Below are 15,030 nucleotides of genomic sequence, written 5' to 3' on the forward strand. Positions count from 1 at the left end.
AGATGCCAAGCGGATGTTGGTCGGTTAGGCGGTGCTTCCGAAGCAAGCACGTCCGAAACGGTGAGGACGGCAGCGAACCGCCGCCCTCTGCTCTTGCGTTAGTACTTGTAGGCCAGCTTAAGGAACCATTCACGCGGACGTGAGTAAGTTGCCAGCGCTGTCCCCGCGACGTCACGGTCGACATATCCGCCCTGAATATACCGCTTATCGGTCAGGTTAGTTACACCAGCTGTCACTGTAAAATGCTCGCTACTCTCAGTAAATGATGCGCTTGCGCCGAATACGCTATAGCCAGGCTGCTTTAATTCAGAACTGTTTAGCGCATCTTTGTACGTTGTGCTCTGGTACGACCAATCGCCACGAAGAGTCAGCTTGCCCCTGTCTCCTCGATAAACATCGGCGTTGAAAGAAGCCGAGCCAGTCCACTCCGGCACGAAGGCAAACTTCGAATTGAGGCCTATCGGGAATGCCGCCGGATCGATTTCACGAAAATAAGCATCCAGATAACCAACACCGAATGTCAGTCGCAACCAATCGGCAGGAGCTGCTTCGCCTTCAATCTCGAAGCCCTTAATTCGACCAGTGCCAGCATTGCGCGCCCTAGGCGCGATGCCTTCGTTTACAACAACTTGGATGTCGCTGTAGTCGGAAAGAAACGCAGCGATATTAACGCGAAGTCGACGATCAAAAATCTCTGTTTTAAGACCTATCTCATAAGATTCTACAAATTCAGGAGTGAAAGAAGGGGCAACTTGCTCAGCAGGAAATATTCGTTGAGTAAATCCGCCGTTTTTGAAGCCTTTAGAATATGATGCATATGCGAGAACATCATCGCTAATCTTATAGTCCATTGAAATTGCCGGTGTCCACTCCTTCGCCTTTACAGCAACTTGAACAGCCGGCATCGTGTGGTTTCCGCCAGGGTTGGTGGCGGCAGGAGCGCATCCACCAGGTAGTGGGAAACCAAATAGTGGGCTGGCTGGGTCGGTCACTAGCAATGGCGTGGGTTGGCCAGTAACGCATTGGCTGAAAGCGATGAATACACCATCTGGATAGGGAAGAATTCCTGCCTGCCCGAGAGGTGCCGTGTAATCACGGTTAATAGTCTGGAACGACGGGTCAAAACGCTTTGTTTCGTCCGTGTAACGAATTCCCGGTGTTATGGAAAATCGGTCGGTTACCTTGAAAGTGGCCTGCAGGTAAGCGGCATAGCTGTCGTTGTCAATCTTGCCACCACTGAAGAAATCCGCAAACCCGAAGCGCAGATCATTCTTGTCCTGTCCTTTTTCTTTCAGATAGTATCCGCCGAGCACAAACTTTAACCGGTCGTTCAACAAACTGCCGGTCAGCTGCAACTCCTGTGATGCCTGCCATAAGTCGATATTGTTGGTCAGCTGCAGATAGGGATGGGGCGTGCCATCAAAGTCGAACTGGATTGTTGCCTTTTGGTCGCGATAGGCGCTGATTGATTTGAGGTTAATGCCACCGAAATCATAGTCGAGTGTCAGGTTGGTGCCCCACAAATCGAAATCCGACTGGTTTTTCGTGCCCGACCAAGTCGAGTCGATATTGCCAGTTACCCATTGGGTAGTTGCACACAGGGGATTGTTGACTGGGGCAAGCTGACCGTCCGCGCCACAAACACCGGCCCCCCCCTGTAGCTTGTTCCATGCATATGTAGAGCTTGGGAATGCTAAGATCCGCCCATTCCGATTGACGATCTGAAGCAGGTTGGGCGATTCAAAAAGGTTAACTAAAGTAGATGCGGCCATCTCCTCCCGGCGGATGTTGATGTCCCCACTGAGATTGACCGTGAGTTTGTCTGTCGGTTCCCATTTAAAGGCGACACGCCCACCAAAGCTATCTTTGTTACCCTGGCGACCGCCATCGAACAGACGTTTCTGATAGCCGTCGCGCGTTTCATAGGAAGCAACAGCCCGCATCGCTAGGTTGTCGTTCAGCGGTACATTGATAATGCCCTTGAAATCGGCGCGATTGAACCGGCCGGTTGCCGCTTCGAGCTTCAGGTCGAAATCCTTCTGCGGCTCAACCGAATTGACCACGATCGCTCCGCCGATCGTGTTCTTGCCAAACAGCGTACCCTGCGGACCGCGCAAGACCTGGACGCTTGAAACGTCTGCCATGTCGAGTAGCGCTCCGACGGAACGCGCGACATATACGCCATCTACATAGACGCCAACGCCGGGATCGACAGTGATGTTGAAGTCGGTCTGTCCGACGCCGCGGATGAAAGCGGTAATCGAGGCACTCGAACCCGAGATGTTAGCAACCGGCGAAATGTTGACATTGGGAGCGAACTTGGCAACTTCCGCTACGTTGACGATCTGCTTTTCTTCGAGCATCTCACCAGTCATCGCCGTGATCGCGATGGGTGTTTCCTGCAGATTTTCAGAGCGTTTCCGAGCTGTAACAATAATATCACCAAGTCCTGAAACTGCTGTCTCGGATTGTGGGTTACTATCCGATCTGTCTTGTGCATACACATGGGTCGGCGCTAGCAGTAAGAGCGCGAGCATCGGGGGCGCGTTCGACAGCAGTAGATTTTTTATTTTTGGATGATTAATTTTCTTCATGGCATCCTCCTTGATTAAAGTTATTGTTTAAATTTTCGTTTCTATAGTTATTCCAATCTTACGAGGTTGTTCATAGAACCCGTCGGTTCCCAACGTTCCGGGGCGCACGGTTTGCAGCACCTTCTCGTTGGTCAGGTTCGTCACCCACAGGCCGACCTTGAAGGCTTCGCTTCCAGGCTGCCAATTGATCGAGAGGTTAGACAGGGTGTAGGGGCGCTGCGAGAATATGTTGGCGAAGTCGTAGTATACCCTGGAACTCCACAGCAGATTTCCGGCCAGAGTGACGCGCCCGTTGCCGACGTCATGGCTCCAATCAAACCCCACATTGCCCGACCATTCAGGCGCCCGGGTCATGACCTTGCCTGAAGCATCGTAGGGAGCAGCCACGTTGCCGGCGTAGTTGCCGTTGCCATTCACGATCGGCGTAAAGCCCTGGGCGTTGGGGAAATCCTTGTAGCGGGCATGGGTATAGGCAACCGCCGCACGCAGCCTTAGGTCGCGGACCGGATTGATGATGGTCTCAAACTCGCCGCCATAGATTTCGGCGTTGGCTGCATTCTGCAGGATGTATCCGGGACCGGTCGGAGCCTTCGACTGAAGTTGGAGGCCCTTGTAGTCGTAATAATAGGCGGCAAGGTTGGTGCGCAGCCATTCCAATGGATCGGACTTGATCCCGAATTCAGCCGCCTTGATGTTCTCCGGATTGACCGGGGTGCCGCTGATTCCCGCCATGTTGTATACCCCGCTCTTGAACGCGGTGCTGTAGGTGGCGTAGACGTTAGTCTTGTCGGTCACCTCATAACGGATACCGACTTTGTAGTTAAACTTTTTGAACGTTTTTGAAACGTCATTGACCAGCAATACGCCATTGTTACTTTGGCTAAACCAGCGCGTCTCGGTAGTGTATCGGCCGCCGAGCGTGATGAACAGGTTCGGCTGAACCTCATAGGTGCCTTCGGCAAAGACCGCGAATGAGCGTCCATCAAGCTTGGGTGTCAACGACGGCCCTGCCAAGGGCAGAGCTGGGTTGGTGGTGGTCCAAGGCTCGAGGACCGGGGCACCACCGCCGAACTGGTAGAAGTACCCGCCGACCAGCCACTGGAAGCGGCCGGGATTGGCCGAACTCAGCTTGATTTCCTGACTGCCCGACTCCGATTCAAACACTGCCGGAAAGTTCGACAGCTTTATGTTCGAGGCATCGCCATCGGTCGTCTGCCGCCAGCGCAGGTTGAGAAAACCGGTGGTGGTTTCAAGCAGGACGCTACCCAGATCGAGCCGGGTGTGCAGTGCCGCGCTCCAACGTGTGAGGTTGAGCAACGGCACCTCGGTCAACGAGGCCTGCCAGGCACGGGTCGGTACGATCACGCCCGGCCAATTGTTGCCTGCGGTGTTGCCATCCAGCGGCTGCGGCGAATTGGTGGTGCTTTCCTGGTTGAAGTATTCCCCGGTCAGAACAACCTTGAAATTGTCGGTCGGCTTGAACAGCAACTTGCTGCGCAGGTCGATGACGCGCTGGTTGCCCAGAGTGCCTCCACGGACCAGATCGTCGATGTATCCGTCGTTTTTGCGGAAAAGCGCGGCAAAGTCAGCCGCGACCTTGTCGCTCATTGGCCCGGTAAAATAGAGCCGGGCGTCGTAATCGCCGGCATCGCGCCTCATCCGGCCCAAGCGCAGCGAAGCCTTGCCGCGGAAGTCGAAGCTGGGATCGGGGGTGATGACGTTGATCAGTCCGCCGGTGGCATTGCGACCGAAGGTCGTGCCCTGCGGCCCGCGCAGCACCTCGACCCGCTCGACCTCGACCAGGTCGATCCAGTTGGCGGCCGATTCCGGTTGGTAGACGCCGTCGACGTAGGTTGCGATATTGGGTTCATCACCAACCGAAATGCCGGTTGAGCCGACGCCGCGTACGACCGGCTGGAAGACACCCATATTACGGCTGCCGATGAAGCCTGGCACAACCTGAGTGAGGGAGCGGACCGTTGAAACATCGGCGGAAGCAAGAGCATCGCCGGTAACCGCAGTAACTGCAACCGGCACGGTTTGCAGCTTGGCCTCGTGCCGAGTGGCGGTGACGATAATGTCACCTAGACCCGTGCTGGCAGGCTGGGATTCGTCCGTTTCGCTTGTGAAGTCTTGTGCTAAGGCCATCTGCGGCGTCAGCGCGGTCACTCCCAACAAGGCGACAAAAAAGCAATCATACCTTTTCATGCATCCCCCCTTGTGTAATCGAATTTTTTATTTTGACTTGTTCAAATACTCGGCAAGAAAATCCAATCGGTCATTCCCCCAGAAAACCTGGTCGTCAACGAACATCAGCGGCGCACCGTACACGCCGCGCTGGATCGCCTGGCTCCGGGCCTTGCGATATTCGTTCTGGCCAGTCGGCGATTCAACGAAGGCAATCAGCGCCTCAGCGTCGAGACCCGCTGCTTTGGCGCATGCGGCCAGCTCGTTGCGGTCGCCCGGATCGATCCCCTGGCCCCAGATCCGGCGGTAGGCATCGGTCACAAATGCCTCGGCCTTACCGTGCTCGCGGGCGAACAGCACCGCGCAATTCCAGTCTGCGCAAGCGAAGCTCGCCGGGAAGGTGAGGGGCACCCCATAACGTTCGGCCCAGCGCTCAAGGTCTGCCTTCATGACCTTGATCTTGGGCAAGACTTCGCGATTGGACGGGCCATAGTTGCCGGCGGCAATTTTGGCTTCAGGAATGTCAATCGGCCAGTATTCCACCGTGCTTCCCGCTGCCCGCGCGATCTCCGGCAGCTTGAGCTGGGCAAGGTAGCTGAACGGGCTGATGAAATCGAAGTAGAAGTCGATCGTGCGGGTCATGCCGGTTCCACCTCAAAGCCGACCATTTTGCGATAATTGTCCCAGAACCCGATGATCGCGCCCTCGGTGACGAGATGGTCGGCATCCTCGGCTCGACCGCCACCCATCGCGATGTAGGACGTCGCGCTTGCCTCGCCGACGATGGCGTTCTGGACGATTTCCACCGCTTCGCCGTCTTCCATCGAAATGAGTCCTGCAGGTCCGATCAGGTTAGCCTGTTTTAGCCGGATGGCCTGCATTTCCTCGTCGTCGTCCTGGTAGCCGAAATGGGTCCAGACCAATTCGAATTCGTCTGGGCCGTAAGTCACGGTCTGGCGTACGGCGAGCGTGTTCTGGATCTGCTGGAGGACGAGGTTGGGGTAGACCGCGAGGATCACCAGAGTGACATTGTCCGCGAACTCCTGCCGACCTTTCAGCAGCGACATGTCCTGCAGCTTGAATTCGGTGTCGAAGGTGCGGGAATCGCCGTAGGCCTGCTTGTCGGCGGCATCGTCGTTGCTGGCCGCGATCGAATAGAGCAGCGAGTGGCGTTTGTTGGCATCCATAAGCGCCTTACCGGTCTGGGTTGAGCGATACAGACCGAACGTGTTGTGGAATAGGTGCAGCAGGCTCGCGTGGTAGGGATCGCGGGTGTTCTCCGCGTAAAGCTTCCAATTCCCGCGGATGCGCTGGCGCTGGTCGCCCAGAACGGTGACGGGTTTGCACATGATCCGCTCGATCTGCTCGACCACGATCGGACCGAGGAAATCACGGCAGGATTCAACCGTTTCGGAGAAAGAAGCGAAGACCAGACCGTTGACCGATTCGGTGCGTAACTGTCTCAGATTGTGCTGGCTCATGTCAAAATCGCCAGGCATCCCGCCTTGCCCCTTGAGGCCGCGGCGGAAGGGCACGCCGATCAGCTTACCCTTCAGGTCGTAGGCCCACTGGTGGTAGACGCATTCCAGACTTGAGCGGTTGCCGCGCATTTCGCGGCAGACCAGGGCACCGCGATGGGCGCAGCGATTGACCACGACATGCACCGAGCCGTCGCTGTCGCGCGTGAGGATCACCGGCGTTTCGCCCACGAAGGTCGATTTGAAATCACCTGCCTTCGGAACTTCAGCTTCAAGTCCGACGAAGGACCAGCAGTCACCCTTAAAAATTTTCTCCTGTTCGCGATCATAGTACTGGCGATCGGTGAAAACGCGGTACGGAACCCGGCATCCGGCAGTGGACGGGGCTTGATCCAAGGTGTCTTGTTGCTGGGCAATGGACATGATTGGGTGCTTTCAACTTTGCAGCTAGATCGGGCGGACCATCATCGTATCGATGAGGTGGGTGTCGAAGATTGCGGTCTTGGAAAGGAAGCGCGAGCCAGCGCCGGAAACGTCGATTTGATCGACATATTTTCCGGAATTGTAGATCGACGTCTGACCGTCGTTGCGCGTCATCAGGACCACATAGTTGGTCTGTGTGGTGACGATCTGCCCGCTGGTCGACTTCACGCGGGTCGGACCGAGAATATGCCGGTAGCTGTGCGCGGGAAAGATATTGGCGCGGCGCAAAGAGACGATGCGATCGACCAGCATGCCGCGGCTGTCGCAGAACACCGCAGCCAGGTTCAGCGAACGATTGTGGTTCTCCGCTGAGATCACACTGTACTGGCACTTTTCTTCAAACAGGTTAGGCCATTCTTCCAACCGGTCGTCATCGATCAGTTCCGCATGAAGCGCATTAAGTTGCGCAGCGGCATGCTGAAACTGCATCTGCTCAAGGGTGGGAAGGCCCATCAGGCTGCTCCTTCGGGCTTCGTGATGCAGACCCAACCATCCTCGATTTCGACCGGATAGGACGCGATCGCCACTTGGCAGGGAAAGGCCTTGGCTGCGCCGGTCTTGATGTCGAACGAGCCGCCATGGAACGGACACTCGATGATGTCGCCATCCTGATATCCGTCGGTCAGCATGGCATTGCCGTGAGTGCAAAGATTGTCGGTAACGAAAATCTCGCCATCAACATTATATACTGCGAGGGCGGGCATTCCTTCGGCGAACGCCGCGACCGGCTCGCCGTCTTTTACGCCGGCAACTTCACAAAGGCGCAATTGGTTCGACATGATGGGGTTGTTTTCCTGTCAAGAATTGATTTACACGAAGATTGTCACAGCAGCGGAACGTCCATTCCGTAACCAGCAGCCTCGTTGCCATGACCGAAGATGTCACGGGTGTAGTATTCCTGCTGGCTCGGCGCCTGGCGCGCACCCCAGCCAAATTCCCACAGCCAACCCGACGGGTTAGCGCAGTAAAACGTCAGGGCCTGGTCGTTGGCGTGCTTGCCCAACTGGAGCGCGACGTCAATCTTCTTCGCACGCACAACGTCATGGGCCATGCCGAGATCATCGAGTTCGGTGTATTCGAACATCAGGTGATTGATGCGCTTTTCCATCGGCCCAAGACCGAAAGCAACAGAATGCTGTCGTTCGTTGCAGTGCATGAAGTAGGGCTGGGCAACCATGCCGTTCGGCAGATGAAGGTGGTATTCGACTGAACCGCGCAGACCCAGCAGTTCATAGAAACGAGCCGCCGCCTCGACATCGTCCTGGCGCAGAATGCAGTGCCCAACGCCTTGCGATCCGGTCAGGAACTTGCCGAACATCGGACGGCCAGGATGAAACGGCTTGTGCGTATCGACCTGGGGGCCGAAGAAGATCTCGGTCGGATTGCCGCCCGGATCGGCCAGCTTGAGTAGCCCGAGAACGCGGCGCTCGCGCGCTTCGGCTTCGGTGCCCACGGTGAAGGGGATTCCCGCCGCGCTCAGCTTTTCCTGCATCGCGGCGAATTCCTGCGGCCCGGCCACGCGCCAGCCCATGTAGGCCAGGTCATCGCTGCCATCAGCGTGCAGAACGATGCGGTGATGCCAAAGGTCCATCCGCAGATAGAGCCGATCCCCTTCGCCTTCATCGACGACTTCCATGCCGGCGACTTCGGCGGCGTAAGCGCGCCAGGCAGCGAGATCGGAAACGGAAAGACCAAGATAGCCGAGTTCGGTGACGACCGACATAGTTCAAACTCTCCCAATTCACCCCAAAACAGGGCCATTTTGCGATTTGCTGGCAACCTTGCTTCGATTCGAGCCGCCGGTTTCAGCCATTTCTGACCCACTACCTACCAGAACGTTTTTCATTGTGCAATACGTTGCACGAAATGATGGGATGAGGTAATCACCGTGTGCCATCTGCGGTTGATTCGCGGATGGTATTGGGTGCCCGACGCACAGAACGGGAGAGGATCGATGGAACTCAATGATAAAATCGGCGGCAGGATTGCCGACTTGCAGGGCTTGAAAGGGCGCATGCGCGCTTGGCTCAAGAAGGATCACGAGCGCGGGATCTTCCAGCTGGACCGCGCCGCTTTCACCGAAGCTGCGCTGTTTGAGCTCGAGATGAAGTACATCTTCGAACGGAACTGGGTCTACCTCGCGCACGAGAGCCAGGTTTCCAAGCCGAACGATTTCATCACCACGAAAATCGGCCGCGTCCCCATCCTTGTAACCCGGGACAAGTCCGGCGATGTCGGCGCCTTCGTGAATGCCTGTTCGCACCGTGGCGCGCGCCTGTGCCGCGAGCGGGCCGGCAACAAGCGCAACCACATGTGCCCGTTTCATGGTTGGACGTTCTCGTCCGGGGGCGACCTGCTGGACGTCACCGATGAGAGCATCGGGGGCTATCCGGAGGCATTCAATCGCGCCGATTTCGGGCTTCAACCGGTCGCCCGGGTGGAAAGCTACCGCGGCTTCATTTTTGCCAGCCTCTCCGCCGATGTCGTCCCGCTGGTCGATCACCTCGCCGGCGCGCGGGATTTCATCGATATCCTGGTGGACCAGTCGAAGTCCGGCGCAATGGAAGTTTTGCCCGGAACCAACCGCTACCGCTATCACGGCAACTGGAAGATGCAGGTCGAGAACGGGCTCGACGGCTATCACGTCATGACCACGCATGCCAACTACTTCATGACGGTTCAGCGCCGCGTCGAAGGCATTTCGAAGAACGAAACCAAGGCGATTAGCTTCAATGGCTTCACCGCGCGCGATGGCGGGTCGTTCTCGTTCCACAACGGACACACGGTGTTGTGGGCCGACTATGCCAACTTCATGGATCGCCCCAATTTCGAGATCATCGACTGGCTCGAAGAGTCCTACGGCGCCGAAAAGGCCAAGTGGATGAACAAGCGCATCCGTAACCTGCAGCTGTTTCCCAACGTCTTCCTGATGGACCAGACCAGCACGCAGATCCGCATCATCCAGCCGCTGGCCCTGGATGAGACCGAAGTCAGCACGGTGTGCATCGCCCCGGTCGGCGAAAGCCCCGAGGCGCGGGCCCTGCGGCTGCGTCAGTATGAGGATTTCTTCAATTCGACCGGCATGGCGACCCCGGACGACCTGACCGAATTCAACAACTGCCAGACCGGGTATGGCGCCGGCGAAGGCCGCTACAACGAGATGTCGCGCGGTTCGACGCGCTGGGACACCGGCCCGGGCAAGTTCGGCGAGCCGCTCGATTTCAATGTGGTGCTGAGCAGCCCGGCGGTTGCCGACGAAGGCCTCTATGTGGCGATCCATGACGAATGGCTCACGCTCATGGAAAAGGCCATCGACAGCGAGTGCAGCGAGCTTGCCGCCTTCCTTGAGCGTTCACTGGAGAAGGCACGATGACCGCATTCCATTCGCGCTGGCTGGCGGTTTCCCGCTTCATCGGTCAGGAAGCCATGGCGCTTGACGACAAGGACTGGGATGCCTGGCTGGCGCTCTATCACGAAGAGGCGGAATACTGGGTTCCAGCCTGGGACGATCACGAACGGCCGACTGCGGATCCGCAGAACGAAGTCTCGCTGATCTACTATCCCAACCGGGGCGGGCTTGAGGATCGGGTGTTCCGGATCAGGACCCGGCGCTCGGCGGCGAGCACGCCGCAGCCACGCACGGTTCACCAGTTCTCCCTGCTGTCTGCTGAGGAGAGCGATGACCAGGTGCATGCGCGGACGTCTTGGACCACGGTTTCGGTGCTGGAAGGCAAAGTCGCCACTCTCAGCGGGTGGGCCTTCTATGATCTCGAACCTCGGGATGATTCGTTCGTGATCCGCCGCAAGAAGACGGTTGTCGTCACCGATCTGTTCCAAGAAGTAGCCGATGTCTACAGCCTCTGAGCGGGTGCGCCCCGTCGTGGGGACGATGATCGGTGATCCCGCCGGGATCGGACCCGAAGTGGCTGTCAGGGCGCTGGCCGACGGTGCCGTACACACGGATTCGATCCCCGTGCTGGTCGGGTCTGCTGCGGCGGTAGAGCGGGCGCTCGATTTCACTGGCACCAAGGCACGGCTGCGGGTGATGCGCGGCTTCGAAAAACCCAGCGACGATCCCGCGATCATCGACGTCATCGATACCGGCGCGCTGCCCGATGGCGTTCTGCCCCTGGGCGAGGACACCGAGGCCGCCGGGCACGCCACCGCGCAATGGCTGGATGAGCTCGACGCGTTGGCCCGCGACGGTTCTTTCGCCGCCACGATCATGGGGCCGATCAGCACTGGTTCGCTTAAACTTGCCAAGAAGCTCGACAGGGTCATCAGCCCGACCCCGGGCGAAAGCTATCTGGTGCTGCTGACCGGGCCGCTCAGGGTTGCGCATCTCACCGACCACATGTCGCTGCGGCAAGTGATCGACGTCATTTCAGCCGATCTCGTCGCCACGGCGGTGGGGCAACTGCACGAGGCCATGCAATCGTGGGGCATCGCCCAACCGCGGATCGCGGTTGCCGGTCTCAACCCACATGCCATGGGCGACGAGGATCGCCTTGAAATTGCGCCTGGGATTGAAGCCGCGCGGGCAAGGGGCATCGATGTCGAAGGGCCTATCGCGCCTGACTCGGTCTTCCGCCACTGCATCGAGGGTCGCTACGACATGGTCCTGGCGATGTTCCACGATCAGGGCCACATCGCGGTCAAGACCTGGGGCTTTTCGGGCAATAGCGTGATCATCATGGGGCCGCCGTACCTGCACATGTCGGTGGCCCATGGCACCGCCTACGACATCGTCGGTACCGGCAAGGCCGATGCCGCGATGATGCTGAGCGCGATGCGCACTTGCGGACGACTCGCTTCGGGCCGCGGTTTCGAACAAGCTTAGGGAGAAGACCATGAACGCCGAAACCATGCCCGTCGCCGCGGGGTCGGAGCCGACTGCGGTCGATTACGCAGTCTATCACAGCCAAGCGATCTTCACTGCCGAACAGGAAAACATCTTTCGCGGACAGACCTGGTGCTACCTCGGCCTCGAAGCCGAGCTGGCCAACAGCGGCGATTTCCGTTCGACCCATGTCGGCAATACTCCGGTGGTGGTGACGCGGGCAACCGATGGCACCATCCATGCCTGGGTAAATCGCTGCGCCCACAAGGGCGCAACCGTGTGCCGCTCGCTGCGTGGCAACCAGGCCGACGGGGCGTTCGTCTGCGTCTATCACCAGTGGGCCTACGACGCGACCGGTGCGCTTGTCGGCGTGCCGTTCCGGCGGGGGCTGAAAGGCGTGGGCGGCTATTCGAAGGAATTCAATATGGCCGAGCATTCGCTGGAGCGGTTGCGGGTCGAGACATTCGGCGGCCTCGTGTTCGGCACCTTCAACCCGACCATCGCCCCGCTCGACGACTTTCTGGGTCCAGTGATGCGCAAATACATTCAGCGCGTCTTCCAGCGCCCGGTCAAGGTTCTGGGCTATGCGCGACAGTTCATGGCCGGCAACTGGAAGCTCTATTCGGAAAACAGTCGTGACAGCTACCACGGCGGTCTGTTGCACCTGTTCTATCCCACTTTCGGCATCTACCGCCAGAGCCAGGAAAGCGCGGGTCTGGTTTCGGACGAGGGCTACCACACCGTCTTTACCGTGTCTAAGCCCAAGGGCGATGTCGACTACGGCTCGTTCGGTGACGAGGCCAACCGCGAGATGCAGGGTGAGGCCAAGTTGCAGGACGAGCGCCTGCTGGCATTCCGCCCGGAGATCGCTGATGATGTCGGACTGCACATCCAGTCGATCTTCCCGTCTGTCGTTGTCCAGCAGATCCAGAACACCCTCGCCACCAGGCAGATCGTGCCCCACGGGACCGACAAGACCGAGCTGGTCTGGACCTATTTCGGCTATGCCGACGATGATGATGAAACGACTCGCCACCGCCTTCGCAACCTCAACCTGGTTGGACCGTCTGGGTTGATTTCGATGGAAGACGGCGAAGCGGTCGAACTGTGCCAGCAGGGCACGATCGGTGCCGAAGGCAAGCGCAGCTTTGTCGAGATGGGCGGGGACGATGTCCGACCGTCATACGCCCCGATGGGTATGGATGAAAATTCCGTGCGCGGGTTCTGGAAGGGCTATCTCGGGCTGATGGGCAATGCCTTGGCCGATCTCGCAGCGGAGGGCCGGGCATGAGCGTTGCAGCCGAAGTAGCGCAAGTCGCGCAAAGTGCGATCGACGATTTCAACGCGGCTTACGGGCTTTGCCTTGATGATGACCGGCTCGAGCAATGGCCTACGCTGTTCGTTGACGATTGCCTGTACCAGGTGATCGCGCGCGAGAATGTCGATAACGGCTTGCCCGCAGCTGTGATGTATTGCGACAGCAAAGGGATGCTGGCGGATCGGGTTGTCGCGCTGCGCAAGGCAAACGTCTTCCCCGAACATTTCAACCGGCACCTGATCGGGCGTGCGGTGATCACCGGCGCGGAAGGCAACCAGGTTTCTGCTGAAGCCAGCTATGTCGTCTTCCAGACCCGTAACGATGGTGAAACGCGTATCTACAATGCCGGCAAATATGTCGACTGGTTCGATCTTAGCGGTGGAACCGTTCGTCTGAAGAGCCGGACCTGCATCTACGACACGCTGCGAATCGCCACCCTGTTGGCGACCCCGATCTGAGCCGATCCCGCATTTCCTGGTTTGCCCAAAAGGAGACTATCCATGAAGCTGTTCATTAGCCCTGGTGCCTGCTCGCTCGCACCGCATATTGCCCTGCGCGAAACCGGTGCGGCGTTCGATGCGGTGAAGGTCGATCTGGCGACCCGCAAGGTAGAGACCGGAGACGATTTCCTGACGGTCAATCCGTCAGGCAAAGTTCCTGCGCTGACCCTCGACAGTGGCGAAACCCTGACTGAAAATCCTGCGATCCTGCTCTACATCGCCGATCAGAAGCCAGACGCGGCCCTGGCGCCTCGTGATGGCACGTTGGAGCGTTACCGCCTGATCAGCCGACTGAGTTTTCTGGGGTCGGAATTCCACAAGGCGTTCGTACCGCTTTTCACACCCGGCAGCAGCGACGAAGCAAAGCTCGCGGCCTCGACCGCCGTCAAGAATCATCTGGGTGCGCTGGACAAGGAACTTTTGGACAAGGAACACTATGCCGGTTCTGAATTCAGCGTCGCCGACATCTATCTGTTCGTGATGCTGGGCTGGCCGGCCCATGTCGGGATCGACATGAGCGCCTATCCCAACCTTGGTGCTTATTGCGGCCGGATCGCGCAGCGCCCGTCGGTTGGCGCAGCACTCAAGGCCGAAGGGCTCGTCTGATCGGGCATGCGCGAGGCGGCGATTTCTGCCGCCTCGCCGCATTCTTTATTTGCCAATGCGTTTGAAATAGTGCAATGAAAGCTACTGTAAGGTGTCAGTTCGCCGACTCGGTCCCGACACCATGTGGATACAAAATCAACGAAGCGGGAAAGGACTGGTTGGCTATCATGGCAAGCGCGACATTGGACACGAGCCGACCGGAAATCGCCAATTCGTTCGTCATCGGCGGAAGCTCGACCAATTATCATGACGTCGGCGAGGGCGATCCGGTCCTGTTGGTTCATGGTTCCGGGCCTGGCGTGACTGCATGGGCCAACTGGCGCCTGAACATTCCGGTTCTTGCTCAGGATTTCCGGGTCATCGCGCCCGACATGTTCGGTTTCGGCTATTCGGACAGCAAGGGCCGGATCGAAGACAAGCAGGTCTGGGTCGATCAGCTCGCCAGTTTTCTCGACGGATTGGGCATCGACAAGATTTCGATGGTCGGCAACTCGTTCGGTGGCGGGATCACGCTGGCATTCATGATTGCCCACCCCGATCGGGTGGAACGCGCCGTTCTGATGGGGCCTGCAGGGCTCAACTTTCCGATTACTCCTGCGCTCGACAAGGTTTGGGGCTACGTGCCGTCAGTTGAGGCCATGCGCGAATCGCTCAAGTACCTTGCCTGGGATCACAGCCGCCTGACGGAGGATCTGATCCAGTCGCGCTATGTCGCCAGCGCCCGGCCCGAAGCACATGAACCCTATCATGCAACGTTCGGCGGCGCCGACCGCCAGGCCAACGTGGCGATGCTCGCCAGCCGCGAGGAGGACATCGCCGCAATCGCGCACGAGACCTTGATCCTGCACGGGATTGCCGATCAGGTGATCCCGCTCGATTCTACCGTACGCTTGGCCACGCTGATGCAGCGGGCCGATCTGCACCTGTTCGCCGAATGCGGACACTGGGTGCAGATCGAGCGGATGGCAAGTTTCAACCGGATGGTTGCCGAGTTCTTTAAGCATGGCCTCAAGGCCTGATCGGA

14 protein-coding genes are annotated in these 15,030 nt (G+C 58.4%); 7 read left to right on the plus strand and 7 right to left on the minus strand.

The annotated features are described in order from the left end of the window. Window positions 1-98: 98 nt before the first annotated feature. From HHL26_RS18410 to bphC, 7 genes are read right to left on the minus strand one after another with little or no spacing between them, the layout of a single operon-like run. Window positions 99-2,594: a TonB-dependent receptor gene (locus tag HHL26_RS18410; protein WP_169576411.1), complete on the minus strand. Its 2,496-nt coding sequence runs from the start codon at window positions 2,592-2,594 to the stop codon at window positions 99-101. A 27-nt stretch (window positions 2,595-2,621) separates the two neighbouring features. Continuing rightward, window positions 2,622-4,802 carry a TonB-dependent receptor gene (locus tag HHL26_RS18415; RefSeq protein ID WP_169576413.1) on the minus strand — a complete coding sequence of 727 codons (2,181 nt, stop codon included), beginning with the start codon at window positions 4,800-4,802 and terminating at the stop codon, window positions 2,622-2,624. A gap of 27 nt (window positions 4,803-4,829) precedes the next feature. Further along, window positions 4,830-5,423 (minus strand): 2-hydroxychromene-2-carboxylate isomerase, encoded by a 594-nt coding sequence (locus HHL26_RS18420; RefSeq protein ID WP_008828124.1) that lies wholly within the window; start codon window positions 5,421-5,423, stop codon window positions 4,830-4,832. After that, the gene (locus HHL26_RS18425; protein ID WP_008828125.1) at window positions 5,420-6,682 is read right to left on the minus strand and encodes a Rieske 2Fe-2S domain-containing protein; all 1,263 of its coding nucleotides are present in this window, start codon (window positions 6,680-6,682) and stop codon (window positions 5,420-5,422) included. The genes HHL26_RS18420 and HHL26_RS18425 overlap by 4 nt, the downstream gene beginning before the upstream one ends. 24 nt (window positions 6,683-6,706) lie before the next feature. Beyond that, window positions 6,707-7,195 (minus strand): aromatic-ring-hydroxylating dioxygenase subunit beta, encoded by a 489-nt coding sequence (locus tag HHL26_RS18430; protein ID WP_008828126.1) that lies wholly within the window; start codon window positions 7,193-7,195, stop codon window positions 6,707-6,709. Then, window positions 7,195-7,521 carry a non-heme iron oxygenase ferredoxin subunit gene (locus HHL26_RS18435; protein WP_008828127.1) on the minus strand — a complete coding sequence of 109 codons (327 nt, stop codon included), beginning with the start codon at window positions 7,519-7,521 and terminating at the stop codon, window positions 7,195-7,197. The genes HHL26_RS18430 and HHL26_RS18435 overlap by 1 nt, the downstream gene beginning before the upstream one ends. Before the next feature lie 44 nt (window positions 7,522-7,565). Next, complete coding sequence (gene bphC / locus HHL26_RS18440; RefSeq protein ID WP_008828128.1) at window positions 7,566-8,465, minus strand: biphenyl-2,3-diol 1,2-dioxygenase; 900 nt, start codon at window positions 8,463-8,465, stop codon at window positions 7,566-7,568. A 231-nt stretch (window positions 8,466-8,696) separates the two neighbouring features. Between bphC and HHL26_RS18445 the strand changes: the two genes are divergently transcribed. From HHL26_RS18445 to HHL26_RS18475, 7 genes are all read left to right on the plus strand, one after another. After that, on the plus strand, window positions 8,697-10,115 hold the full coding sequence (locus HHL26_RS18445; protein WP_008828129.1) for a Rieske 2Fe-2S domain-containing protein: 1,419 nt from the start codon (window positions 8,697-8,699) through the stop codon (window positions 10,113-10,115). Next, the gene (locus tag HHL26_RS18450; protein ID WP_008828130.1) at window positions 10,112-10,606 is read left to right on the plus strand and encodes an aromatic-ring-hydroxylating dioxygenase subunit beta; all 495 of its coding nucleotides are present in this window, start codon (window positions 10,112-10,114) and stop codon (window positions 10,604-10,606) included. Before HHL26_RS18445 ends, HHL26_RS18450 begins: the two co-directional genes overlap by 4 nt. Continuing rightward, window positions 10,590-11,582 carry a 4-hydroxythreonine-4-phosphate dehydrogenase PdxA gene (locus tag HHL26_RS18455; RefSeq protein ID WP_010891025.1) on the plus strand — a complete coding sequence of 331 codons (993 nt, stop codon included), beginning with the start codon at window positions 10,590-10,592 and terminating at the stop codon, window positions 11,580-11,582. The genes HHL26_RS18450 and HHL26_RS18455 overlap by 17 nt, the downstream gene beginning before the upstream one ends. A 10-nt stretch (window positions 11,583-11,592) precedes the next feature. Continuing rightward, the gene (locus HHL26_RS18460; RefSeq protein ID WP_008828132.1) at window positions 11,593-12,873 is read left to right on the plus strand and encodes a Rieske 2Fe-2S domain-containing protein; all 1,281 of its coding nucleotides are present in this window, start codon (window positions 11,593-11,595) and stop codon (window positions 12,871-12,873) included. Then, window positions 12,870-13,358 carry an aromatic-ring-hydroxylating dioxygenase subunit beta gene (locus HHL26_RS18465; protein ID WP_008828133.1) on the plus strand — a complete coding sequence of 163 codons (489 nt, stop codon included), beginning with the start codon at window positions 12,870-12,872 and terminating at the stop codon, window positions 13,356-13,358. Before HHL26_RS18460 ends, HHL26_RS18465 begins: the two co-directional genes overlap by 4 nt. Before the next feature lie 42 nt (window positions 13,359-13,400). Further along, window positions 13,401-14,006 (plus strand): glutathione transferase GstA, encoded by a 606-nt coding sequence (gene gstA / locus HHL26_RS18470; protein WP_008828134.1) that lies wholly within the window; start codon window positions 13,401-13,403, stop codon window positions 14,004-14,006. A 167-nt stretch (window positions 14,007-14,173) separates the two neighbouring features. Next, window positions 14,174-15,025, plus strand: a complete 852-nt coding sequence (locus HHL26_RS18475) for an alpha/beta hydrolase (protein ID WP_008828135.1) — start codon at window positions 14,174-14,176, stop codon at window positions 15,023-15,025. The last annotated feature ends 5 nt before the right edge of the window (window positions 15,026-15,030 follow it).

It is taken from the genome of Sphingobium sp. TB-6 (assembly GCF_012927365.1).
GTDB lineage: Bacteria > Pseudomonadota > Alphaproteobacteria > Sphingomonadales > Sphingomonadaceae > Sphingobium.